This is a genomic window from Rhodococcus sp. IEGM 1330 (assembly GCF_033142445.1).
GTDB lineage: Bacteria > Actinomycetota > Actinomycetes > Mycobacteriales > Mycobacteriaceae > Rhodococcoides.
This window is the reverse complement of the sequence record NZ_JAWLSB010000014.1, coordinates 23,694-45,510: the sequence shown is the minus strand read 5'-3', so window position 1 is coordinate 45,510 and position 21,817 is coordinate 23,694. Positions and strand designations below refer to the sequence as shown.

22 protein-coding genes are annotated in these 21,817 nt (G+C 64.6%); 9 read left to right on the top strand and 13 right to left on the bottom strand.

Translation table 11 applies throughout. The features are described from left to right. The first annotated feature begins 40 nt into the window (after positions 1-40). Both R4P57_RS24685 and R4P57_RS24680 read left to right on the top strand, forming a co-directional pair. Positions 41-1,273 (top strand): AGE family epimerase/isomerase, encoded by a 1,233-nt coding sequence (locus tag R4P57_RS24685; RefSeq protein WP_317805503.1) that lies wholly within the window; start codon positions 41-43, stop codon positions 1,271-1,273. Between the two features lie 103 nt (positions 1,274-1,376). Continuing rightward, positions 1,377-2,270 carry a LysR family transcriptional regulator gene (locus R4P57_RS24680; protein ID WP_317805502.1) on the top strand — a complete coding sequence of 298 codons (894 nt, stop codon included), beginning with the start codon at positions 1,377-1,379 and terminating at the stop codon, positions 2,268-2,270. Here the strand turns inward: R4P57_RS24680 and R4P57_RS24675 are convergent, their stop codons facing one another. The 5 genes from R4P57_RS24675 to R4P57_RS24655 are packed head-to-tail and all read right to left on the bottom strand — an operon-like array spanning position 2,271 to position 7,550. After that, positions 2,271-3,080 (bottom strand): carbohydrate ABC transporter permease, encoded by an 810-nt coding sequence (locus R4P57_RS24675; RefSeq protein ID WP_317805501.1) that lies wholly within the window; start codon positions 3,078-3,080, stop codon positions 2,271-2,273. It lies immediately after the preceding gene. Beyond that, positions 3,070-3,990, bottom strand: coding sequence for a carbohydrate ABC transporter permease (locus tag R4P57_RS24670; RefSeq protein ID WP_411742439.1), 921 nt, complete (start codon positions 3,988-3,990; stop codon positions 3,070-3,072). The genes R4P57_RS24675 and R4P57_RS24670 overlap by 11 nt, the downstream gene beginning before the upstream one ends. A 38-nt stretch (positions 3,991-4,028) precedes the next feature. Then, positions 4,029-4,988: a metallophosphoesterase gene (locus R4P57_RS24665; protein ID WP_317805500.1), complete on the bottom strand. Its 960-nt coding sequence runs from the start codon at positions 4,986-4,988 to the stop codon at positions 4,029-4,031. Continuing rightward, positions 4,985-6,361: an ABC transporter substrate-binding protein gene (locus R4P57_RS24660; RefSeq protein ID WP_317805499.1), complete on the bottom strand. Its 1,377-nt coding sequence runs from the start codon at positions 6,359-6,361 to the stop codon at positions 4,985-4,987. Before R4P57_RS24660 ends, R4P57_RS24665 begins: the two co-directional genes overlap by 4 nt. 34 nt (positions 6,362-6,395) lie before the next feature. Further along, entirely contained in the window at positions 6,396-7,550 is a 1,155-nt protein-coding gene (locus R4P57_RS24655) for an ABC transporter ATP-binding protein (RefSeq protein WP_317805498.1), read from the bottom strand. A gap of 199 nt (positions 7,551-7,749) precedes the next feature. Between R4P57_RS24655 and R4P57_RS24650 the strand changes: the two genes are divergently transcribed. Beyond that, a complete protein-coding gene (locus R4P57_RS24650; protein WP_317805497.1) occupies positions 7,750-9,087 on the top strand; it encodes a hypothetical protein in 1,338 nt (445 codons plus the stop codon). Continuing rightward, the gene (locus R4P57_RS24645) at positions 9,084-10,181 is read left to right on the top strand and encodes a hypothetical protein (protein WP_317805496.1); all 1,098 of its coding nucleotides are present in this window, start codon (positions 9,084-9,086) and stop codon (positions 10,179-10,181) included. Before R4P57_RS24650 ends, R4P57_RS24645 begins: the two co-directional genes overlap by 4 nt. A gap of 36 nt (positions 10,182-10,217) precedes the next feature. On the opposite strand, the gene R4P57_RS24640 is transcribed toward R4P57_RS24645, so the two are convergent. Next, positions 10,218-10,529, bottom strand: coding sequence for a hypothetical protein (locus R4P57_RS24640; RefSeq protein ID WP_317805495.1), 312 nt, complete (start codon positions 10,527-10,529; stop codon positions 10,218-10,220). An 82-nt stretch (positions 10,530-10,611) separates the two neighbouring features. Continuing rightward, on the bottom strand, positions 10,612-11,145 hold the full coding sequence (locus tag R4P57_RS24635) for a CGNR zinc finger domain-containing protein (protein WP_317805494.1): 534 nt from the start codon (positions 11,143-11,145) through the stop codon (positions 10,612-10,614). Between the two features lie 39 nt (positions 11,146-11,184). Here R4P57_RS24635 and R4P57_RS24630 point away from each other — a divergent pair, with 39 nt between their 5' ends. Further along, entirely contained in the window at positions 11,185-12,186 is a 1,002-nt protein-coding gene (locus R4P57_RS24630; protein WP_317805493.1) for a DMT family transporter, read from the top strand. Between the two features lie 23 nt (positions 12,187-12,209). Here the strand turns inward: R4P57_RS24630 and R4P57_RS24625 are convergent, their stop codons facing one another. Continuing rightward, positions 12,210-12,854, bottom strand: coding sequence for a TetR/AcrR family transcriptional regulator (locus tag R4P57_RS24625; protein WP_317805492.1), 645 nt, complete (start codon positions 12,852-12,854; stop codon positions 12,210-12,212). A gap of 73 nt (positions 12,855-12,927) precedes the next feature. On the opposite strand from R4P57_RS24625, the gene R4P57_RS24620 reads away from it, so the two are divergent. The 3 genes from R4P57_RS24620 to R4P57_RS24610 are packed head-to-tail and all read left to right on the top strand — an operon-like array spanning position 12,928 to position 16,008. Further along, on the top strand, positions 12,928-13,794 hold the full coding sequence (locus R4P57_RS24620) for an SDR family oxidoreductase (protein WP_317805491.1): 867 nt from the start codon (positions 12,928-12,930) through the stop codon (positions 13,792-13,794). A gap of 26 nt (positions 13,795-13,820) precedes the next feature. Then, positions 13,821-15,311, top strand: a complete 1,491-nt coding sequence (locus R4P57_RS24615) for an NAD(P)/FAD-dependent oxidoreductase (protein WP_317805490.1) — start codon at positions 13,821-13,823, stop codon at positions 15,309-15,311. Positions 15,312-15,348: 37 nt separating this feature from the next. After that, a complete protein-coding gene (locus R4P57_RS24610; protein ID WP_317805489.1) occupies positions 15,349-16,008 on the top strand; it encodes an NADPH-dependent F420 reductase in 660 nt (219 codons plus the stop codon). Between the two features lie 15 nt (positions 16,009-16,023). On the opposite strand, the gene R4P57_RS24605 is transcribed toward R4P57_RS24610, so the two are convergent. The 5 genes from R4P57_RS24605 to R4P57_RS24585 form a co-directional block, all read right to left on the bottom strand. Further along, positions 16,024-16,305, bottom strand: a complete 282-nt coding sequence (locus R4P57_RS24605; RefSeq protein WP_317805488.1) for a protealysin inhibitor emfourin — start codon at positions 16,303-16,305, stop codon at positions 16,024-16,026. Between the two features lie 10 nt (positions 16,306-16,315). After that, a complete protein-coding gene (locus tag R4P57_RS24600) occupies positions 16,316-17,368 on the bottom strand; it encodes a M4 family metallopeptidase (RefSeq protein WP_317805487.1) in 1,053 nt (350 codons plus the stop codon). 94 nt (positions 17,369-17,462) lie between these two features. Next, positions 17,463-18,212, bottom strand: a complete 750-nt coding sequence (surE, locus tag R4P57_RS24595) for a 5'/3'-nucleotidase SurE (protein ID WP_317805486.1) — start codon at positions 18,210-18,212, stop codon at positions 17,463-17,465. Continuing rightward, complete coding sequence (locus R4P57_RS24590) at positions 18,209-19,162, bottom strand: 1-phosphofructokinase family hexose kinase (RefSeq protein WP_317805485.1); 954 nt, start codon at positions 19,160-19,162, stop codon at positions 18,209-18,211. Before R4P57_RS24590 ends, surE begins: the two co-directional genes overlap by 4 nt. Positions 19,163-19,205: 43 nt before the next feature. After that, entirely contained in the window at positions 19,206-20,879 is a 1,674-nt protein-coding gene (locus tag R4P57_RS24585; RefSeq protein ID WP_317805484.1) for a phospholipase D family protein, read from the bottom strand. Positions 20,880-20,933: 54 nt separating this feature from the next. On the opposite strand from R4P57_RS24585, the gene R4P57_RS24580 reads away from it, so the two are divergent. Next, on the top strand, positions 20,934-21,782 hold the full coding sequence (locus R4P57_RS24580) for an aldo/keto reductase (RefSeq protein WP_317805483.1): 849 nt from the start codon (positions 20,934-20,936) through the stop codon (positions 21,780-21,782). The last annotated feature ends 35 nt before the right edge of the window (positions 21,783-21,817 follow it).

The following is a 21,817-nucleotide window of genomic DNA, read 5'->3' as shown; positions in this document are numbered from 1 at the left end:
CATCGAAACAGGTGTTCCGCGTGCGGCGCACAATGAACGCATGACTTCAGGAGACTCGCGCAGCTGGTGGGCGCTTCCCTCGCATCAGTTGTGGCTCGACACCGAATCATCGAGGCTTCTCGATTTCGGAACCGCACTCGACCACCCGGCCGGTGGTGCCGTGTGGTTGGACGACCGCGGGAACCCCGACCTCGATCATCCGGCGCACACGTACATCACCGCTCGGATGGCGCACGTGCACTTTCTCGCCTCCCTGCACGGACAACCGGGTTCTCGTAGGAAAGCCGACCGTGTCTTCGACGGATTGCTGACAACTCTTCGGGATGTCGAGAACGGCGGATGGTTCGAGTCCAGCGTCGACGTGTCCTCGCCCGATGCAGTGAAATCTGCGTACACGCATGCCTTCGTCGTACTCGCCGCGTCGGCAGCCACCGCAGTGGGCCATCCACGCGGCCGGGATTTTCTCGACGAGGCACTCGGTACCGTCGAGCATCGGTTCTGGGACGAGCAGTACGGAATGTGCGCGGACACATGGACTTCGGACTGGACCGAACTCGACGACTACCGCGGAATCAACGCCAATATGCACATGGTCGAAGCGCTGTTGGCTGCCGTCGATGCGGGTGCGCCCGCGGTCTGGCGTGAACGTGCAGTACGCATCTGCGACAACGTGATCGGCTGGGCGCAGGAGAACGACCACCGAATCCCGGAACACTTCACCGCCCGGTGGATCCCGCAGCTCGAGTTCAATTCGGACGACACCGCCAACCAGTTCAAGCCTTACGGGGCGACGGTGGGTCACGGATTCGAGTGGGCCCGACTTCTGGTGCAGGCCAGCATGGTTGCCACCAGCGCCCACGGCCACGGCTATGTCGAGTCGGCGAAGTCTCTGTATCACCGAGCGGCTCAGGACGGCTGGCAGCCCGGGCCGACGCCAGGGTTCGTGTACACCACCGACTGGTCCGGACGCCCCGTCGTGACCGAGCGCCTGCACTGGGTGCTGTGCGAGGCGATCGGCGCGGCCGCGACCCTGGCCCGCCACACCCGAGAAGACCGATACGAGCAGGACTACCGCACCTGGTGGGACGTCGCCGCCGAGTACTTCGTCGACCGTGTCGACGGCTCCTGGCATCACGAACTCGACAGCAGCAATCGTCCGGCCGCGACGGTGTGGAGCGGCAAGCCCGATCTCTACCACGCCGTCCAAGCAACGTGGATCAGTCGATATGCGCCGGGCTCGAGCATGTTGGCAACGCTGCAAGCCGATTCGTAATGACACGCGCGGTCCAAGAATGCATCACCTGTAAATCCTGTGTTCAGGTGCCGTTGTGTGCGCTCTATACCCTGGCGAGACAACACACCTCGAAGGGCAGATCATGGAGCTCAGGCATCTGACGGCGTTCATTGCTCTGTCCGAGGAACTGCACTTCGGACGCGCCGCCGCGCGTCTGCACCTCACCCAGCCGTCACTCAGCGCCCAGCTGCAGAAGCTCGAGAAGTCGCTGGGGGTGACGTTGATGGTCAGGACTTCCCACGAGGTGACGCTGACGCGAGCGGGGCGGGAATTCGAGGGTCAGGCACGCCTGATCGTCCGACAGATGGACACAGCCGCCAAGGTCACCAGGGCAATCGCGACCGGCGAAGAACTGTCGCTGAACGTCGGGTACAACCTGCCTGCTAGTCGGCACGTACTCCCCGACGCGCTCGCTCGGATGAGCCGTGATCACTCCGACGTCGTGGTCTCACTGTGGGAGAAGCGAACCGGCCCTCAGCTGGCGGCACTGAACGACGGCACCCTCGATGTCGCGTTCGTGTACGGCCGACCCGGCTCGCCGGAATTTCGCCACCGCCGAGTGCTTCAGGGGGTGCCGCTCGTGGCCGTGGTCGGCCGGGCGCACAGCTGGGCGGGACGGTCCGGAGTTCCGTTCGCGGAGTTGGCAAGTCAATCCTGCGTCTTGTTCGACCGGGAGCAATGCCCGGCAATGTACGACTCCATCTTCGCGGCCGCCGCCGACAACCGCATCGGACTCCATGTTGCCCAGACTGCCGATGATCCGGGTGCGACAGCGCACGTGGTGTCTGTGAAACCGCTGGTCGGCTTTGCGTCGTGGTCGCGAGCGACCTCGGCGGGCATGGGAGCCGTCGGAGCGGACACCGTGGCCGTCAAACTGTTCGACCCCGTTCCGAAAATCGACCTGTATCTGGTCTGGCGAGGCAACGAGTCGAACCCGGCAGTCGACGCCTTCGTGCGCTGCATCGAACCGGCGTGATCACTTCAGGCCCGACCTGACGAACGCGTCGACGATATGCCGCTGCAGCACGACGTAGAGCAGGAACACCGGCAGGCACGCCATTCCCGCGACGGCCATCATCGGCCCCCAGTCGGTGCCCTCGGTGCCCATGAAGCTACGCAGCCCCAACTGCAGGACGGCGTTGCTTCGCTGCAATACCACTGCGGGCCAGAAGTATTCGTTCCAGGAGTTGATGAACAGCAGGATCGACAGGGCTGCGAGTGCGGGCCTGAGGTTGGGGACCACCACGGTCCAGAGGATCGACCACGACGAGCGCCCGTCCATCTGCGCTGCCGAGATCAGCTCTTTCGGGAAGCCTGCCATGTGCTGCCGAAGCAGCAGTACCGCCAACGCGGAACAGAGCGTGGGGACGACGACGCCTGCGAGGGTGTTGATCAGTCCCAGCTGATACAGCAGCACGTAATTGGGCAACATCGTCACCTGGAACGGGACCAGCCACGTGCCGACGAAGGCGAGGTACAGCAACTTCTGAAACCTGAACGTGTACATCGCGAAGGCGTACGACGCCAGCAGGGCGATCAGCAACTGTGCCGTCGAGGACACGAGCGCGACGGCGAACGTGTTGCCCAACAGCCCGAACAGGTCCACCTTGTTCGCTGCGTCGGAATAGTTGGCCAGGGAGAGAGGCCACGGCACGGGAGACAAGGAGTAGACGTCCTCGGGTCGACGCAACGACGTCGCGAACAACCAGTAGATCGGGAACGCGCACGCCAGAGCGGTGATGCCCAGTACCAGGTGTCCGCGTAGGCGACCGAAATCAATCGTCATGGAATGCAATCCTTTCCGACAGCCAGACGAGTCCACCGGCGAGCGCCCCGAATCCGATGAACAGCACGATCCCCGCGGCGGCGCTCAGGCCGGCGTCGAAGGTGCGGAAGCCGTAGTCCCACAGCAGGTAGTAGATGTTGGTCGTCGACCGGGACGGACCACCCTGGGTCAGGGTGTCGATGAGCGGGAAGGTCCACTGGGCACTGAGCAGCACGGTCATCAGCGCGAGGAACACCAGCGTCGGCGACAGCAGCGGCAGAACGATCCACCGGTCGATCTGCCACTTCGACGCCCCGTCCATTTCCGCTGCCTCCTGGTACGAGGTGTCCACACCGGCCATCCCGGCGGAGACCACGAGGACCGCGAAGCCCAGGAAATGCCAACCGGTGATCACGATGATCACGAACTGCGCGGTGTCCGCATCCTGGATCCAGTTGCGATCGGATCCGATGATGCTGTTGACGATGCCGGCACCGGGATCGAGCAGCCACTGCCAAACGGCCGCACCGGCGACGGGTGCGATGAGAAACGGTGCGAATACGATGCTCTGGTACACCGTTCGGGCACGTCCGTTCACATTGCGCGTGGCGAACGCGATGACCACCGGTAGGACTATGGAAAAGGGTAGCAGTCCGACGATGAGTATTGCTGTGCGCCAAAGGGAGTCGCCCACAGCGGGCAGCTCGAGCAACCTTCGGTAGTTGTCAGCACCGACCGGGACCATCGGGGTGGTCGGCAAGAGATTCCACGAATACGTCGACAGCTCCGCCGCCTGTACGAGCGGCCGATACGTCCACACGATCAACAGCACGACGGCCGGCGTCAGATACAGGTACGGCTGCGCCGACCGCGTCGCCCGCCGCAATCGGCCGGGCAGCGCTGACTGCTCGATTCTCGGGTCGACCACGATCTCGCGCGGCCTGTCCTCGACGGTGACGAACACACCCGTCACCCGGCCCGGCGCGAGAGATCCGCCAGCTTGGCGAGCACGGACAGCCGAGACTCGTCGTAGACCACCGCGGCAGGCGCCGCGTCGACAGCGGTTGCGGTGAAGCCTGATTCGAGAAGATCTATCCGAGTGAATCCGAAACCGGTCAGTCCTCGGTGCCGATCCAGCGGGGGAGCGGTATCGACGCGATACGACATCGCAGGGCCGACCCACACCGGAACGCCTCCGATGGACCCTGTTCCGGTGTGGTGGGCGTGGCCGCACAGGACCATCCGTACATCCGATCCTGCGATGGTCTCGGCAAGGTCGTCGGGGTCCTGCAACCGCAGGTAGTCGACCGTCGTCACCGGCGACGAGATCGGTGGATGGTGCAGCACCAGGATCGTCCCGCGCAGGGATGGTGTCGCCAATTGCTCTGCGAGCCAGCGTAGTTGATGCTCTTCCAATCGGCCGTCGTGTCGGCCCGGTGTGGAGCTGTCGAGGACGACGATGCGTACGTCGTCGACGACGTGCACCGCGTCCCACGTGCGGTGTGGATCCAGTACCTCGCCTTCGTCGAGTAATTCGCGACCGAATGCTGCCCGATCGTCGTGATTGCCCATCGCGTAGATGGTTGCAGCGCCCAATGATTCCGCCACCGGTTCGACAGCGTCGCGCAGACGGCGGTATGCAGCAGGGTCACCGTCGTCTGCCAGATCACCGGAGAAGACCAGCGCGTTCACGCGTTGCCCGGACGCCACGAGCAGGTCGAGAACAGTCGTCAGATTCGCGTAGGGGTCGACGCTTCCGTGCACCAATTCCCCCTCGGCACGCAGGTGCGTGTCGGTGAGCTGCACCAGCGTGAAGCCTGCCTCATCGGGTCGTTCCGCAGGCTCCACTCCTGCTTCATCGGGTCGTTCCGCGGGCTTCACTCCTGCTTCATCGGGTCGTTCCGCGGGCTTCACTCCTGAATCGCTCATGATGCGGGGAGAAGCGTCGTTGCCTGCTCCCGGGCGGCAGTCAATGTCGAGGCCGGGTCTGCGCCCTGGTAGACGATCGATTCAACAGCGTCCATCATGCCGTCCCTGATCTGTAGGTAGTCGTTGCCGGGCATCGATACCCACGGCTCCATCGTTTCCAACTGCGTCAGATTGGGCCCGATCAACGGGCTGGACAAGGCCCAGTCCTTCAACCCCTCGGGATCGTCGACGAGGCCGGTGCGCAAGGGCAGGTAGCCGATTCCCTTCGAGATCGCGGTGTAGGACTCCTCACTGGTGAGGAACTCGATCAACTCCCACGACGCACGCTGCTTCACGGGGTCGGAGGCGAATGTGAACAGCGATGCCCCGGAGTTGGTCGGTACGACGGGCTTCGACCCGAACGACGGCATCGTGGTGGCGCGCAGGTCCCACTTGTCCTTGGCGCCCTTGATGAACGTCCCCTGAATGGCACTGGTTTCGAGAATCATTCCCATATCGCCACGCGCAAAGGCCTCGTACCCCTGTTGTTGACTGAGCTTGGGGGTTGCTCCGATGTCGACGAGGCTGCGGGCCATGGTGGTCACTTCGACGGCGGGTTCTCCGTCGAATTCGAGCGTCGACCGGTCCTGTGACAGCACTCGGCCGCCGTTGGATCGAACGAGGCTCTGGAGGCACCAGTCCTTCGCCGACTTGGTGAGGCAGTCCAGGTAGACCCCACCCTTGCCGGTCTTCGACGCGATGGCGGACGCCGCGGACGCAACCTCGTCCCAGGTGGTGGGCGCCTTCGCTGGATCCAGACCGGCCTGCTCGAACAGCGTTGCGTTGTAATAGAAGACAGGAGTGGAGAAGACGAACGGCACTCCGTAGGTCTCGCCGTCCCAGTCGGCGAGTACTCGCGCGGTGGGAGCGTAGGGGTGGCGGGCACCGTCGAAATTGCGCTGGACCTCGTCTTTGCCGACGAGCTCGTCCAGCGACTGTGCGCCGAGCTGGTTGATGGTGAAGTCGAGGTCGCTGAAGCCGAGTTGCGCCACGTCCGGCGCGGCCCCGGCGACCATCTGGCTCTGGATGCTCGACACCGTGTCGGTGGCGGGATTGGGGCTGTTGCCCTGAGGCTTCTGAGCCGTGACGCTGATGTTGGGATGCTGCTTCTCGAACTCGGCGATCAGCCCGTCGAAGGTGTCCGTCCACGCACCGGCCAGCCCGTAGTTGTAACTCTCGAAGACGATGGATACCGGTTGATCCGGCACGAGTTCGGGAATCGGTGTCGACTCCGTTGCCGAGGGAGGGGCTGCGGTGCTGCCCAGTCCGCCGCATGCTGTCGACAACAGAGCGATCACGAGAAGCGCTCCGGATCCGGTGAGTATGCGTTTCACTGTCGGTACTCCATTCGATGATGATGAGATTCGGTCAGGCGACGAACAGGGGTACATCGGAGTTGGCGGAGACCTTTTCGGGCCTCCAAGTCAGGCGTCGACCGCTGTCTCGGTCGAAAAGATGAACGTCCGCCGGGTCGACGCGGACTGAGATCGGGGCACCCGGGCGGGCGTCGGACGGGCGAGGTGCTCTGATACACAACGTGTTCGAGCCCACACGTATGTGGACCAGTTCTTCGCTACCGAGGTTCTCGACTGTGGTGACGACGGCGTCCACGTGAGCGTGCGTGTCGACGATCTGCATCTTCTCCGGCCGAATTCCGACAACGACCGAGTGTTCGGTGCGCGAGTCGGTCTCGATCCCGAGGGGAATGTTCACTCCGGGAGCGACAGCGTGAAGTTCGCCCCCACTCGATCGGGTCGTTCCTGCAGGCTCCACTCCTGCCTCGGCAACGGTGGCGTCGAACAGGTTCATCGGTGGGGCTCCGAGGAAGCCGGCCACGAAGGTCGATCGCGGAGTGTCGTACAGCTCGGCCGGTGTACCGACCTGTTCGATGCATCCGTTGTCCATCAATGCAATTCGAGTCGCCATGGTCATGGCCTCGACCTGATCGTGCGTGACGTAGAGGAAGGTGGTGCCGATCCGCTGGTGCAGTTCGATCAACTCGGTGCGTGTGGCGCTGCGGAGCTTGGCGTCGAGATTCGACAGCGGCTCGTCCATCAGGAATGCGCCCGGATCTCGAACCATGGCTCGCGCCAAAGCAACTCGTTGTCGTTGGCCGCCGGAGAGTTCGGCCGGTCGCCGGCCGAGCAACTCGCTCAGGTCGAGGGTCGCAACGACCGCTGACACCGAGTCCGCGATGACTGTGCGGGAGAACTTACGGGATCGAAGTGGGAAGCCGATGTTCTTGGCGACGCTCAGGTGCGGATAGAGCGCATAGCTCTGGAACACCATCGCGAGGTTGCGGTCGCGCGGCGGAGTAGTGGTGATGTCGTTGCCGTCGAGCAGGATTCGGCCTTCGCACGGCTGAATCAGTCCGGCGACCAGGCGCAGCAGGGTCGACTTCCCACAGCCACTCGGTCCGAGGAGAACCAGGAATTCGCCGTCTGCGATATCGAGATCGACATCCTCGATGGCGTGTGTGTTGCCGTAATTCTTGGACACGGACTCGAGCTGTATGCGGCCCACCGCAACCCCTCACCTGGTGTTGTCGAATCGATGGCCATATGCCAACACCCGGTGATGTATCGGAGATGAACGGTGTGAGGTGGGTGCGGCCGGTCGGTGGCCTCGCAATACCCATGAGCTGGAACGATAGGTTCTCGCACTCGTCCGATCGGCGGCGCGAAAGCGCGAGAACCTTCCGCTGGGTCTGTATTGTCGTTTGGTGCCCAGAGGTAGAAGACACGATGCCATCGTCGACGTATCCGTCATAGTCACGATCGTGGCCATCGTGGCCATCGGGGTCGTTGCGGCCGGCCTGCTTCGATCGCCGGAGTCGGCTGTCGCCGTGAGTGATTCGCAAGTTGTGTCCGAGCCGATCGAGTATCCGGTGGATATCCCGGGCTGCTCGGAGGTCGAGCCGCCCCCGTCGAGCGAGGGTGCAATCTTCGTGACTTCGTCGTCCGTCGGGGAAGACACCCCGTCGTACGGCAACCCTGCCTATCCGTGGCTCACCTCGGGTAAAGCCGGTGCCATGTCGGCTGCAGTGCTGGCTGCGCTACCTGCCGATGTCAATGTCGTGCTTGCCGCCCCATCCCAATCGGTGACCTTTCAACCGGTCGACGACCTCGGCGGTGCAGCGCCGGACGGTTTCGAGCCCAGCACCAGCGCGAGAGGTGAACTGGTTCGAGCCGGTTCGTCGGCATCCGCGAGCATCGATGTTCGGCCCTCGGATACCGGAGTTCCCGACTGCGTCGCAGGCGCTGTCGATGAGCGAACCACCGAGCCCGACGGCACCGTCGTCGACACCAACGACGGCTGGTACGAGTTCGACGGTAATCGAACTCATTTCCGCTCGGCCACCGCGTATCACCCGGACGGGACGCTGGTGATCGCCAATCTCACCGCCACGGCATCGGACGAGTTTCCATTGGAGGCATCCGAGCTGGCCGCCATCGCGGCGCTGCCGGATCTGCGTGTCACGGTAGCTGCGCCGGCGGGAAGTGCTGCACCACGGGAGGATTGCACTCTCTGGACATCAGATTCCGGAACTTCGCGGGATATTCGGGCCGATTCCGTCGGCGCAGCGAACGACGCGCTGTCGGCAGCGTGGCAGTCGATTCCGAACGCACCCGCACTGGACCGACCGATCGGGTCCCTCGTTCCCGGTTCCTATGGCTCGGGAGTGTGCACCGACCTGGAGGTGGTCGGAACTCGCGTGGGACTGTTCATCTCGGTATCCGGGGGCGCGGATATGCCCGTTGCGCTCGATCCTTACGATCCAGAGTCCGCGTACGGGCCTGTCATCGAAACACGAACGCTGCCCGATGGTTCGGTGGTCGAAAGCTATGACGCCGACATAATGAACAGCTTCGTCTCCGAGGACGGCACCACACAGCTCACGCGGTCGGTGACCGTGACACGACCGTCCGGGGTGCAGGTGTCGGTGCGATCGACCGTGGACCTCGACCCAACCCAGTACGCACCGCTGGTGTTGCCGGAACCATTGTCTTTCGAGGTGCTCGATGCCGTGGCGCAGGCTCCGATTGCGCAGTGGCCATGACTGATTCGCAGAGAAGGTCCACCATCCGCGCCGGAGTTGCGGTTGCTGTCGCCGCCGTATCCGTCGTCGCCGCAGTCGTCGTGGTATCGATGCAGGACGTTCCCGTCGAACAGCCGTCGGACATCCAGGCAATGACACCGACATTCTCGGAGGAGACGACCACCACGCAGGCACCGTCCGGACCCATCCTCGACCCGACGTGGCAGATCGATGCCGAGGCCGTCTACGGACGGAAGTTTGCTGCGTTCCGTTCTCCCGCAGCAGATCTGCAGTACGACTCGAGCGTGACCGGCGTGATCGATGCCGGTGATGTTCTCGTCACTGCCGCCGGCCTGCCCAACCCGCGTTCGTATTCCGTGGATTCGATCGAGTTCGTGGCGATCGATGCCGAGGACGGCGATGTCCGCTGGAAGAAGTCACCCGGCAGCGTCGACCAGTGCGTAAGCGAGCCCGTGGGCAACGACATCGTCTGTCTGGATTCGTATTCCGACGTCCCGTCGATCGTGAGGATCGGCGTGTACGACGGGGAGGCACGGAGAACGCCGATTCCCCAGGCCTGGTTCCCGTACGCCATAGAGAGCGACGGGACATCGGTGTACTTACTCGAAGGCAATCCGGAGGACGGCGAATCGGTGATGCACGGGGGTTCCATCGACGCCCTCGATCGGATGTGGTCGCGCCCGATCACGTCCTTCGCGGGCTGGGATGGCGTCGAGGGCCCGCTGATTCACGTGTCCGACGGGCGTGGACTTGTCACCCTCGGCGGTGAGGCCACGTTCTTCGATCCACAGACCGGCACGTCGCTCGAAGGTCTCGAATTGATCTCGGACGCAACCGTGGTCGACGAGGGCGGAACGGAAGTGTGGACGCTGCGAGATCCGTACGCGTCCGAAACATCCGTCGGCAACACCGTCTACTCGTTCGAGGAGAACGCGCTCGTAGCCACCACGGCTTCGAACGACGTGCGATGGCGGTGGACACTTCCCGAGGGTTCCGACGGTTTCACGGAATCGGGTTCGATCGTCGAGACTCAGTCGGGGGTGTTCTTCCTCGGAACCGATTCGATTGTTCGCCTCGAATCGGTTCCGACCTGACCTGGGAGCTCACGTAAGTGGCACTGCGCCGAACTGTCAGTCGCGGTGTGGGGTTCTCTCACCCGTCTGTGGGTCGACGTCGAACAGTTGGTCGGTGTGGTCCGGTGCGTAGACGACCTGCGTGGACTCGCTGGATCGACGGCGAGCCCCTTCGCGAACGGCCAGAAAGCCGCCGGTGAACAGGGCGATGACGGCGATGCCCGCAACGATCGCCCAACCCTCGAATCCGCCCGCGAGTGCGGCGATCAGACCGCCGATGGCGGCGATTCCGGCGAAGATCAGTACGACGGCCAGCATGTTCACGACTGCTCTGGACGCGCTCGATGTGGAAGGCCTTTTCTCGACCATGTGGGTAGTTCCTTTCGATCAGCTCGGGCGTGGGTTACCCGAAAGCCGATCGATTAAGCCCCGTAGAGGTCAGTGGGCGTCGTCACTGGGCCTTGCGCGCGCGATAGGCGGCAACGGCTGCGCGGTTGCCGCAGGTTGTGCTGCAGAATCGGCGGGATCGATTGCGGGAGAGGTCGAGGACCAGCCCGTTGCAGTCCGGATCGGCGCAGACGTCGAAGCGCGAGAGCTCGTCTGCGCGTATGACGTCGATCATCGCCATCGCGGTTTCGACGACGATGCGGGTTGCGAGCGGACTGTCGTCGGCCACAGCGTGAACGTGCCAGTCGAGGTCTCCATGGCGCACCAGACGCGGCAGGGCGGAGGACCCGGCGAGCAATCGGTTCACCTTGACCACCGCGTCGTCTCGGCTGCTGGTGAGCAGCGCGCGCAGGGTCGGCCGCAGTGCCCGGACCGCGTTGAGCTCGGCGTCGTCGCCGTCGAAGCGGCCGGAATAGCCCTGTTCTGTGAAGAACGTGGCCAGCTCCTCGTGAGTGGTCAACGTGTCCGGCTCCTCGGCAGAATTGACCAACGCCACGGCGGACAGCAGCGACAGTTCCGCGTCATGAGCAAAAAGCATGTTGACACCTTACCAAGTCGCTCTCTACTGTCACATGTCATGACGGCCTACACTCATGACACGAAGGTGGATCTCGCGGCCACCCACGAAGCTGCCGCGCGGTCGCGTCGACTCTCGGGGCTCGGTTTCGCGCTGCTCTCGGCGGCGTCCTTCGGGCTTTCCGGCTCGCTCGCCACGGGATTGCTCGACGCAGGCTGGACGGCCGGGGCCGCGGTGACCGCGCGGATTCTGCTCGCCGCAGCCGTCCTGCTGATTCCGTCGATCCTCGCGCTGCGCGGGCGGTGGGGCCTGCTGGCGAAGAACTGGAAGCTGATCCTTGCGTACGGAGCCTTCGCGGTGGCAGGGTGCCAGCTCGCCTTCTTCAATGCCGTCGGCCGGATGGAGGTGGGCGTGGCGCTGCTCATCGAGTTCACCTCGCCCGTGGCCGTCATCGGCTGGATGTGGTTCCGACACAAGCAGCGTCCGGGTCGCCTGACCGTGGTGGGCGCACTGCTGGCCGCGATGGGTCTCGTGCTCGTGCTCGACCTGATCGCCGGTGCCGACGTCGACACCGTCGGTGTGCTGTGGGCACTGGGCTCGATGGCCGGCGCGGCCGTCTACTGGGTGCTGTCGGCAGACGAGAGCAACGGACTCCCGCCGATCGTGCTCGCTGGGGCAGGCCTGCTCACGGGTGGGCTCATCCTGCTGGTCGCCGGACTCATCGGCATCGTCCCGTTCGCTGCCCCGCTCACCGACGTCACCTTCGTCGATGCGGTTGTACCGTGGTGGGTTCCGATCATCGGCCTCGGTGTCGTGACCGCCGCGCTGGCCTATGTCCTCGGGATCGCCGCGGGCCGATGCCTCGGCTCGAGGCTGGCGTCGTTCATGGGATTGATGGAAGTTGTTGCCGCACTTGTGTTCGCGTGGCTGCTGCTCGGGCAGGCTCCGGCGCCGATCCAACTTGCCGGTGGCGCACTGATTCTGCTCGGTGTCGTCGTCGTCAAGTCCGGAGAACGCTCCACCGCGCACGAGCCGGTGGAGCCGCTACAGAGTAGGCCCTGAGTCTGTAGGTCCTACATGTCAGATCAGCCGTCGACGCGTCCGAACACCACCGCGGCCAGGATGGTGTGGGCGCTGGCGATCACCGAGTCCAACGGTTCGTGTTCGGGGGAGAGCAGCCATTGTTGGGCGATGGTGAGGACCGCGCCCACCAGGCCCATGGCCAATATTCGACGGTTGGGCCCGGCGAGCCCGCGGCTGGATCCGACCCCCTCGGCCACCTGGAGCACCGTCTCGGAGAACGAGGTCGTGGTCTTGCGGTAGAGCGCATCGACGGTGGGCGAGACCCCGAGGATCTCGACGAAGGCGATGCGCGCAGATTTCGGATTCTCGGCGACGAACGTGAAGAAGCCGGTGAGAGCTCCTCGGAGTACCTGTTCGGTGGAGTCGGCGTCGGCGGCGGCCCCGGCCAGGATGTTCTCGCGCATGGCGTCGGTGGCGCGGGCGTAGGTCGCCATCAGTAGGTCTTCGCTGTTGGTGAAGGACTCGTAGAAGTAGCGCTTGGTCAGGCCTGCCTCACTGCACACCTTCTCCACGGTTGCCGTCCGGTAGCCGGTGGTGCCGAAGACCTCGACGGCTGCGTCGAGCAGGCGGATTCGACGCTCCTGCTGCCGCTGCTGCGGGTCGGCACCTCGGTAGGTGCGGCCGACTTCACTGTGATGCGTGGTCACACACAGATCTTGACACTGCTCGGTATCAGATGCAAAGTGTTCGCAGACAAGCATTCCGATCGAGGGGGAGTACATGGCGGCGTCGACGCTACGCAACAAGGTCGTTCTGATCACCGGAGCAGCGCGGGGAATCGGTGCCGCAACGGCGCGGACGCTGGCCGAACGCGGTGCCCGGTTGGTACTCGTCGACGTCGACGAGGCCCCGCTGCGAGAACTGGCGACGCAGCTGAAGGCCGAGGCGTTCGTGGCAGACGTTCGGAATCTCGACGACATGCAACGCGCCGTCGGCGGCGGAATCGAGGCGTACGGCGGCATCGATCTGGTGCTCGCCAACGCCGGAATCGCCAGCTACGGATCGATCATGCAAGTCGATCCCGCCACGTTCCAACGCGTCATGGACATCAACGTGATGGGCGTGTTCAACACCGTCCGCGCCGCTCTGCCATCGCTCATCGAACGCAACGGCTACGTCCTCGTCGTCTCCTCGCTCGCGGCGTTCACCCCGTGCCCCGGCCTGGCCGCGTACAACGCCAGTAAGGCTGCAGCAGAACACTTTGCGAATGCGCTCCGGCTCGAGGTCAACTACCGAGGCGTCGATGTCGGCTCGGCGCACATGGCGTGGATCGACACACCGATGGTGCAGGACGCCAAATCCGATCTCACTGCATTTCAGGATCTGCTCGCGGTGCTCCCCGGCCCGCTGGGCAAGACGATGACCGTCGAGCAGTGCGTCGACGCGTTCGTCGACGGCCTGGCCAAGCGTAAGCGGCGCGTCTACGTGCCGCGGTGGGTGGGCGCAGCGTCGTGGTTCAAAGCCGTCATCACCTCGCGGGTCGGTGATCGCAGCATGCTCGAGCACGTGCCGACGATCCTGCCGAAGATGGACGAAGAAGTAGCCCGCCTCGGCAGGTCCGAGAGCGCTCGCAACAAGACCAGCTGACATCGGACATCGAAGGAATCGTTGACATGACTGCAGTATTGCCATCCCCCGAGGTCGACGTCCTCATCATCGGTGCCGGCCTGTCCGGGATCGGGGCCGCGCGCCACCTCGGGCACGATCTGCCCGGCAAGACCTATGCCATTCTCGAGAGCCGAGGCGCGATCGGTGGAACGTGGGATCTGTTCCGCTACCCCGGGATTCGCTCCGACTCCGACATGTACACCCTCGGATACAGCTTCAAGCCGTGGATGGGTGAGAAATCCATCGCCGACGGCACCGACATCCGCAACTACATCGTCGAGACCGCGAGAGAAGCGGGCGTCGAGGAGCACATTCGGTTCCATCACAAGGTCGTCGCTCTCGAATGGTCGTCCGAACAGCAGTTCTGGACGGTGACGGCGCACCGTAGCGATACGGACGAGACAGTCACGATCACCGCGTCGTTCGTGTTCTCCTGCAGCGGTTACTACAACTACGACAAGGGGTTCACCCCCGAATTCGCCGGTCAGGAGAACTTCGGTGGCCAGGTGATTCATCCACAGCACTGGCCCGAGGATCTGGATTACTCCGGCAAGAAGATCGTCGTGATCGGCAGCGGCGCAACGGCGATCACGTTGGCCCCCAATCTGGCTCGCGACGCCGAGCACGTCACTCTGCTACAGCGCTCACCCAGCTACATCCTCTCGCTTCCGTCGCAGGACCCGATTGCGCAGACCCTACGCAAGCGCCTGCCGAAGAAGTTGGCCTACAGCGTGACTCGGCTCAAGAACGTGTCCATGGCGATGTTGATCTACACCCTGAGCCAGAAGTACCCGGAGTTCATGAAGAAGCGGATCAGGACGATGCAGGAGGGGTGGCTGCCGAAGGGATACGACCTCGACACCCACTTCACCCCGTCCTACAACCCATGGGATCAGCGTCTGTGCCTGGTGCCCGACAATGATCTGTTCCGTTCGATCCGCAAAGACGAGGTCTCGATCGTCACCGATCACATCGAGAGCTTCACCGAGACCGGTCTGAAGCTGAAGTCCGGCCAGCACCTCGACGCCGATATCGTCGTCACCGCAACGGGACTCAATCTCTCCGCGCTCGGCGGTGCGCAGTTTCGCATCGACGGAAACGACGTCGACCTGCCCAGCACCATGGCCTACAAGGGGATGATGCTCACCGGGATCCCCAACTTCGCCTTCGTCGTCGGCTACACCAACGCCTCGTGGACGCTCAAAGCCGACATGGTCTCGAACTACGTGATGCGTCTGCTCGCGCACATGGACGAGAAGGGGTACAGCACCGTCGAGCTCGAGCGCGACCCGTCGATCGACGAAGAACCGTTCCTCGACTTCGCAGCGGGATACGTGCTTCGGGCAGTGGACAACTTTCCGAGGCAGGGGAGCGAGACTCCGTGGAAGCTGCGGATGAATTACTTCCGCGACCTGCCGGTGCTGCGCTACGGCAAGGTCGTGGACAAGGCCATGAAGTTCGGCCGTCCCCGGTCGAAGGTCTTCGTCGGATCCTGACGGGAATTGTTTCGGGTCGGGTGTGTTGGTTCTCGATATGAAAATTGGAATCATCGGTAGTGGATTCATCGGCGGCACCCTCGTTCGTCGGTGGGCAGCGCTCGGTCACGAGGTTCGATTCTCGAATTCACGTGACCCGGAGACCTTGGCGGATCTGGCTGCGGAGACCGGGGCGACGGCAGTGTGGGCCGCCGACGCCGCGCAGGATGCAGACCTGGTGCTTCTGAGCATTCCGCAGAAGAACGTTCCCGACCTTGCCCCGGGAATTGTCAGCGCCCGCAAGCCGGGAGCGCCGATCATCGAGACCAACAACTACTATCCGCAGCAGCGCGACGGGTTGATCGAGGACATCGAGGGTGGGACGCCCGAAAGTGTGTGGGTGGCTCAGCAACTCGGCGAGCCGGTGATCAAGGCGTTCAACGGAATTTGGTACAAGCACCTGCTCGAGAAGGGCGTGCCTGCCGGGACCAGTGGTCGAATCGCACTGTCGATCGCCGGGGACGACGCGGAGTCGAAGAAGCTGGTGTTCTCGGTGATCGACGAGCTCGGATTCGACCCCGTCGACGGCGGAACCCTCGCCCAGTCGTGGCGTCAGCAGCCGGGAACGCCCTCGTACGGCAAGGACTTCGGAGTCGACGCCCTCGTCGAGGCGATGGGTCAGGCCACCGACGAGCGCAGTGCGGAGTGGAAGGCCTGAGCTGGAATTCTGGGGCTATCTGACGCGACCCTCGCGGAGTGTGCGCTCCGCGAGGTCGCGTAGCGGGCCGGTCAGGTTCGAGTCACCGACCCGGCACGAGTGCTCGCCCACCGACACACTCCACACGAAGGTGTCGCGGGCGTTCGACTCGGCCGGCTCGGCGGCCTGCTGATCGGCAATGAAGGGCTGCGCGGCCTCGACCAGCGACTGCCATTCCGGCTCGTCGGTCTCGACGACTCCGCGCTTGGACATCCCGGCGACACCACCGGTTCGCAGTACCTCGATGCGCAGGCTCATCTGCCCTCGATCACACCCGATCGTCGCTCGGCTTCGGTATGGACTCAAGCCCTGTTGTCTTCACCCCCACGGTAGACCAGCCCGTGGCCACGGCATCGGCTACGTCCGAACCGGTTCCGAATCGCTTGGTCGCCGCCGCGATCGTGGCGGCCGAGAACCCTGCGAAATCGACCGTCGGCGACAGTCCGCCGACCGTCATCGTGTCGAACCACACCTGTCCGACGCGGTCCCAGGCCGGACCGCCGAGCGTGGTGGCCGCAACCGCGAACGCGCGATTCGGGATACCCGAATTGATGTGCACCCCGCCGTCGTCCTCGGTGGTGACGACAAAATCGTCCATGCTGGCCGGCTGCGGATCCTTGCCGAGGACGTCGTCGTCGTAGGCGGTGCCGGGTTCGATCAGCGAGCGCAAAGCCTTCCCCTGCACAGCGGGCAGGAACAGGCCTTCGCCGATCAGCCACGACGCGTCCTCGGCGTTCTGCCCGAGAGTGTATTGCTCGACCAGTGCGCCGAACACGTCGGAGATGGACTCGTTCAGAGCGCCGGCCTGGTCCTTGTACTCGAGCGGGGTGGTGTACTGCGTGAACCCGTGCGCGAGTTCGTGTGCGATGACGCCGAGCGAGACGGTGAATCGAGCGAACACCTCGCCGTCACCGTCGCCGAACACCATGCGCGAGCCGTCCCAGAACGCATTGTCGTAGTCCTGGCCGTAGTGCACCGTCGCGTCGAGCGGCAGGCCGCTACCGTCGAGACTCGAGTATCCGTACACCTTCTCGAAGAACGCATATGTGGCCCCGAGGCCGTCGTATGCCTCGTCGGTCGCAGCGTCGCCGGTGGGATCCTCGCCCTCGCCCCTCACCTGCTGGCCGGGTAGATCGCGAGTGGACTTCGCGTCGGAGATCGTGCGCTCGAGCGTGCCGCCGGTGCGCGGAGCGATGGCGGTGCGAGCCTGCACCACCTCGCGTCCGGCACGCATCTCACGATCGGCGAGCAGCGTGGCGCGAGCACCAGCACCCTGCAACCGCTCGAGCAGAAACGGTGGAACTACAGAATGGAACGTCATACGCGGTGACCCCCTAGGTCCGTGGCATGTGCGGTAGTAGATCCCAGTGTGCACGACACCACCGACACATCTCTGTGAGCTCGGACGAAACAGGTCAGCCGCGCATCGCCGACAGGTCGATTCCCTCCACCTCGCTCGGCGGGCGGATCGCCGTCAACGTCGCCCAGTTGCGGGCCAACAGCGAGGCGTCGGAATCGTCGTCCTCGGCTCGGATCTCGTCGAAGCGGACGGTGACGAAATCCTCTCCGCGATCGCCTATTTCGGCCTGCACCGCGCCGTAGCGGGCCAGCGATGCCGGTACGATCCCCGCCAACTCCTCCAGCGGAACGTCCGGGATGTTGACGTTGACGACGGCGTCGGACGGGCCGTGGGACATCATCCACGTGACCGCGATACGTGCCACGTGCTCGGCCGTCGCCCAATGGGCAGGCTCCGTGGCGATCGACGACAGCGCCATCGCCGGAACCCGATGCGTCAGCGCCGTCAATGCGGCACCGACGGTGCCCGAATGCAGTACGGCGGCACCGGTGTTCGGTCCGTGATTGATCCCCGAGAGCACCAGATCCGGCGGATCGCCGAACGCCCCGCGGGTGGCGACGAACGCGATCAGAGCGGGTGACGCCTGCACCGCGTAGGCCGGTACATCGGGAAGGCCGGCGATGGCGACGGATCCGATACCGAGATGATCGTCGACACCCATACCGGTCAACGACGCGCTGGCCCCGCTGCGCTCCTCGTGCGGCGCGGCAACGACGACGTCGAGACCGGCCTCCACGGCCACCCGCGCGAGAAGGGCGATGCCCTCGCTGGACACGCCGTCGTCGTTGGTGATCAGGGCTCTCATTTCTTGCCTGCCTTCGTGTACGGACGAACCTCCACCGACTCGGTGAGGCCGAGAACCAGGTCGCGTCGCCCGCTACCCAGGCCGCGCCGCGTGACGTTGGCCGTGCCCGCTCCGCCGCCGAGTCGCAACGCTTCCGGGACCGACAGTCCCTGAGCCAGCCCCGCGGCGATGCCTGCACTCATCGAATCGCCCGCTCCGTGGTGATCGACCATGCGCAGCCCCGGCGTGACTATTTCGAGCACGTCGCCGTCCACCAGTGCCAGAGCGGGATCTCCTGCCCGCGAGATCACGACGATCTCCGCGCCGTCGTCGTGCATCTGCCGCATCGAGTCGATGAGGTGCTCCGGGTCCTCGGACTCGGCCCGGCCGTCGGCGATGAGGTCCTCGTGGCTGACCTTGAGCACCGTGAGGCCGCCGGCGAGCGCAGCGATCATGGTCGGCCCGGACAGGTCGGCCACCACCGTCTTGCCCAGGGCGGTGAGGTCCGCGCACAGCCTCTCGTACACCTCGGGCGGAACGATGTCGTCTTCGTGCGGTCCGCCGAGAATGGCGACGTCGCTGCGGGCACCGGCTGCGAGGGCCGCGCTGAACAGGTCGTCGAGGGCGTGCCGAGCCAGCGGAGGCGGGTCGACCGTGGCCAGAACTTCACGCTCACCGCTGCGGCGATCGTGAACGTAGGAACCGCTCTCCTGGCCGATGTCGACGGAGACGACGGTGATGCCCTCACGCTCGACGATGTCGCGCAGAATGCCCCCGATCTCGCCGCCGAACACTCCCGTCAGCGTGACGTCGAGACCGAGCACCGTGGCCATTCGGGCGATCCAGTGGCCTTGGCCGCCGGCGTGCACGTGCAGTTCGGTGTTGCCGTTGGGAGCTTTGTCGAGGGTCACCGTCAACAGTGGGGAGGGGGCGAAGACGAGAGCACTGAGGTCGCGAGAGGAGGAGGGCACAGCGTGTGCATGCCCGAAATGTCAGGTCCGAAACGGATGTAGGTCAGAAACGACGACGCAGGCGCATCCCGATCGGGCGGCCGTCGGGATCGACGAACAAGCGGTAGGCGAATGCGGCCAGTCGCTGCTGCCACACGGGTGGCACGGATATCTCGTGTCGGCGAAGCCGGCCGGCAGGGCGCGGGCCCGAGGACGGGGTGCGGTGCCACTCGTCGAGCGCGGTTGCACTCGCCGAGATGGCGTCGAAGAACTGCTGCGGATCCACCAGATCGGCGTCGTCACCGTCGGCGCGGCCGAGGTGCTCGCGAATCAGTTCCAGACGCAGGTTGCGGGCGTGAATTCGAGCACCGTCGCCCAGACCGGCCGGGTCGAGAGGTTCGCGAGTGTCCCGTTCTTCGTCGATGATGGCGGCCGTCAACTCCGAATCATGGGTCCAGGAGCGGCGATTGAAGTTGTCCGAACCCACCGCTGCCCAGATGTCATCGATGACGCACACCTTCGAGTGCACGTATACCGGTATGCCGCGGTCGTTTTCGATATCCAGGACCAGCACTCGATCACCGCCGGCAGCGCGGATGACGCCCAGTGCGGCCGAGTGTCCCAGCAGCGCAGACGGAATGGTGAGCGCACTGTCGTCGTCGAGGTGCTTGGGAACCACCACCACCAACCGCAGGTTCGGCTTGCGACGCAATGCCGCGGCGAACACCCGCGCGACGTCGACCGACCACAGGTATTGATCCTCGATGTAGATCAACTCGGTTGCTCGGTGCAGGGCCTTGGCGTACGCACGTGCCGCGCTCCGCTCGCCCTTGGTGGCGAACGGGTAGGCGGGCCGCCGACGAGGGTAAGTGCGCAGCAGCTGCACCGAGCACGTGCCCCGCGGATCCGGGGGCGCAGCCGCAGCCGGCAGCTCCGACGGTTCCCGAGTCACACCGCGCAGCATGTCCGGTATGGCGTGCCAGGGGAGGCGGGACAGGGCTGCGGGATCCTCCCAGCGCTCGCGAAAGACATCCTCGACGTCCCGCACAGCGGGGCCCTCGAGCTGGACCTGCACGTCGTGCCAGGCCGGGATCTCGCCGTACTCGGGAGGGAAGGGGCGCGAGACCGGATCGCCGAAATGATCGGCGTCGTCGCGTCGAGCACGGGCCAGGTCGATGCCGCCGACGAACGCGACGTCAGCCAGTTCGGGCCGTCGATAGCGGATGACGACGAACTTCTGATGGTGGCTCCCGAGTACCAGCACGCGCTGATCCAGAATGACTTCGCCGCCGGCCTCTTCGAGCCGCAGCGCGAGCTTGCGGTTCTTCGGGCCGGTGAAACCGAGCGTCTCCATGTGCGAGCGCCACACCATGCCCTTCACGAGGCCACCGCGGTGCGCGACGGCTGTGAGCGCGTCCTCGACGGTCACTCCGTCGTCGGTGAGCAGCTGTTCCGGGTCGCCGCGCCAATCGGTGAAGAGCACCAGATCGTCGCGCTCGGTCCGCTCGAGCGCCTGCGCCAGCGCCGCGAAGTACGTCTTGCCGTGCACCAGATTCTCGACGTGGTTGCCCTCGGTCCAGGCCGCGATGCGGGTGTCGTCGTTGCCGCGCTCGACAGCGGTGAGGAACCACGGGTGCGCAGGATCGAAGTGCCGGGTCGGGGCGGTCAGAGCTGCGGTGGACCGGCCGAAATTCTCGGCAACCCCATCGACGACGCGCCGGATGCGCTGCACTATCACGCTGGCATCATTTCATCCGGTTTGAAGCGAGGGGAGGGCGGGCACCCGAGCGATATGACTCAGGTACCCAACGTCACGCTCAGAAACGGCAAGCAGATCCCGCAGCTCGGCTACGGCGTGTTCCAGATCGATCCCGAGAAGACGGCCGAGGCCGTCGAAACGGCCCTCGAGATCGGCTACCGCCACATCGACACCGCTGAGATGTACGGAAACGAGAAGCAGGTCGGCGACGGTATCCGCAACTCCGGCATCGACCGTGAATCGGTCTTCGTCACCAGCAAGCTCAACAACGGCTTCCACAAGCCCGACGATGCGCGGAAGGCGTTCGACGCGACGCTCAGCGACCTCGGAACCGACTACGTGGACCTCTTTCTCATCCACTGGCCGCTCCCGACCCGCTACGACGGCGACTTCGTCTCCACGTGGAAGACGTTGGAGGAGTTCGTCGCTGACGGTCGCGCCCACAATATCGGCGTATCCAACTTTCAGCCGGCCCACCTCGACCGGTTGGCGGAAGAGACCGAGACGGTCCCCGCGGTGAACCAGATCGAGGTGCACCCGTACTTCGTCAACAACGACGTGTGGGCCTACGGCCGCGAGCACGCCATCCCCACCGAGGCGTGGTCACCGATCGCCCAGGGCAACGTTCTCGACGACGCGGAACTGAAGCGAATTGCCGACGCGACAGGCAAATCCGTCGCACAGGTGGTGCTGCGCTGGCACATTCAGCGCGGCAACATCATCTTCCCGAAGTCGGTGACGCCGGAGCGCGTCAAGGCCAACTTCGAGATCTTCGACTTCGAGCTCAGCGCTGCCGATGTCGAGGCCATCACCGCCCTGGACAAGGGTGAACAGGGCCGCAACGGCCCGAACCCGGATACGTTCGACATGATTCCGGACTAGCACGTTTCAACTGTGGGCTCGAACGTTGTCGTCAC

Coding starts and splice junctions, on each gene's coding strand:
- R4P57_RS24685 (WP_317805503.1), top strand. CDS start 41: ATGACTTCAGGAGACTCGCGCAGCTGGTGGGCGCTTCCCTCGCATCAG.
- R4P57_RS24680 (WP_317805502.1), top strand. CDS start 1,377: ATGGAGCTCAGGCATCTGACGGCGTTCATTGCTCTGTCCGAGGAACTG.
- R4P57_RS24675 (WP_317805501.1), bottom strand. CDS start 3,080: ATGACGATTGATTTCGGTCGCCTACGCGGACACCTGGTACTGGGCATC.
- R4P57_RS24665 (WP_317805500.1), bottom strand. CDS start 4,988: ATGAGCGATTCAGGAGTGAAGCCCGCGGAACGACCCGATGAAGCAGGA.
- R4P57_RS24645 (WP_317805496.1), top strand. CDS start 9,084: ATGACTGATTCGCAGAGAAGGTCCACCATCCGCGCCGGAGTTGCGGTT.
- R4P57_RS24640 (WP_317805495.1), bottom strand. CDS start 10,529: ATGGTCGAGAAAAGGCCTTCCACATCGAGCGCGTCCAGAGCAGTCGTG.
- R4P57_RS24635 (WP_317805494.1), bottom strand. CDS start 11,145: ATGCTTTTTGCTCATGACGCGGAACTGTCGCTGCTGTCCGCCGTGGCG.
- R4P57_RS24630 (WP_317805493.1), top strand. CDS start 11,185: ATGACGGCCTACACTCATGACACGAAGGTGGATCTCGCGGCCACCCAC.
- R4P57_RS24620 (WP_317805491.1), top strand. CDS start 12,928: ATGGCGGCGTCGACGCTACGCAACAAGGTCGTTCTGATCACCGGAGCA.
- R4P57_RS24615 (WP_317805490.1), top strand. CDS start 13,821: ATGACTGCAGTATTGCCATCCCCCGAGGTCGACGTCCTCATCATCGGT.
- R4P57_RS24610 (WP_317805489.1), top strand. CDS start 15,349: ATGAAAATTGGAATCATCGGTAGTGGATTCATCGGCGGCACCCTCGTT.
- R4P57_RS24605 (WP_317805488.1), bottom strand. CDS start 16,305: ATGAGCCTGCGCATCGAGGTACTGCGAACCGGTGGTGTCGCCGGGATG.
- R4P57_RS24600 (WP_317805487.1), bottom strand. CDS start 17,368: ATGACGTTCCATTCTGTAGTTCCACCGTTTCTGCTCGAGCGGTTGCAG.
- surE (WP_317805486.1), bottom strand. CDS start 18,212: ATGAGAGCCCTGATCACCAACGACGACGGCGTGTCCAGCGAGGGCATC.
- R4P57_RS24580 (WP_317805483.1), top strand. CDS start 20,934: ATGACTCAGGTACCCAACGTCACGCTCAGAAACGGCAAGCAGATCCCG.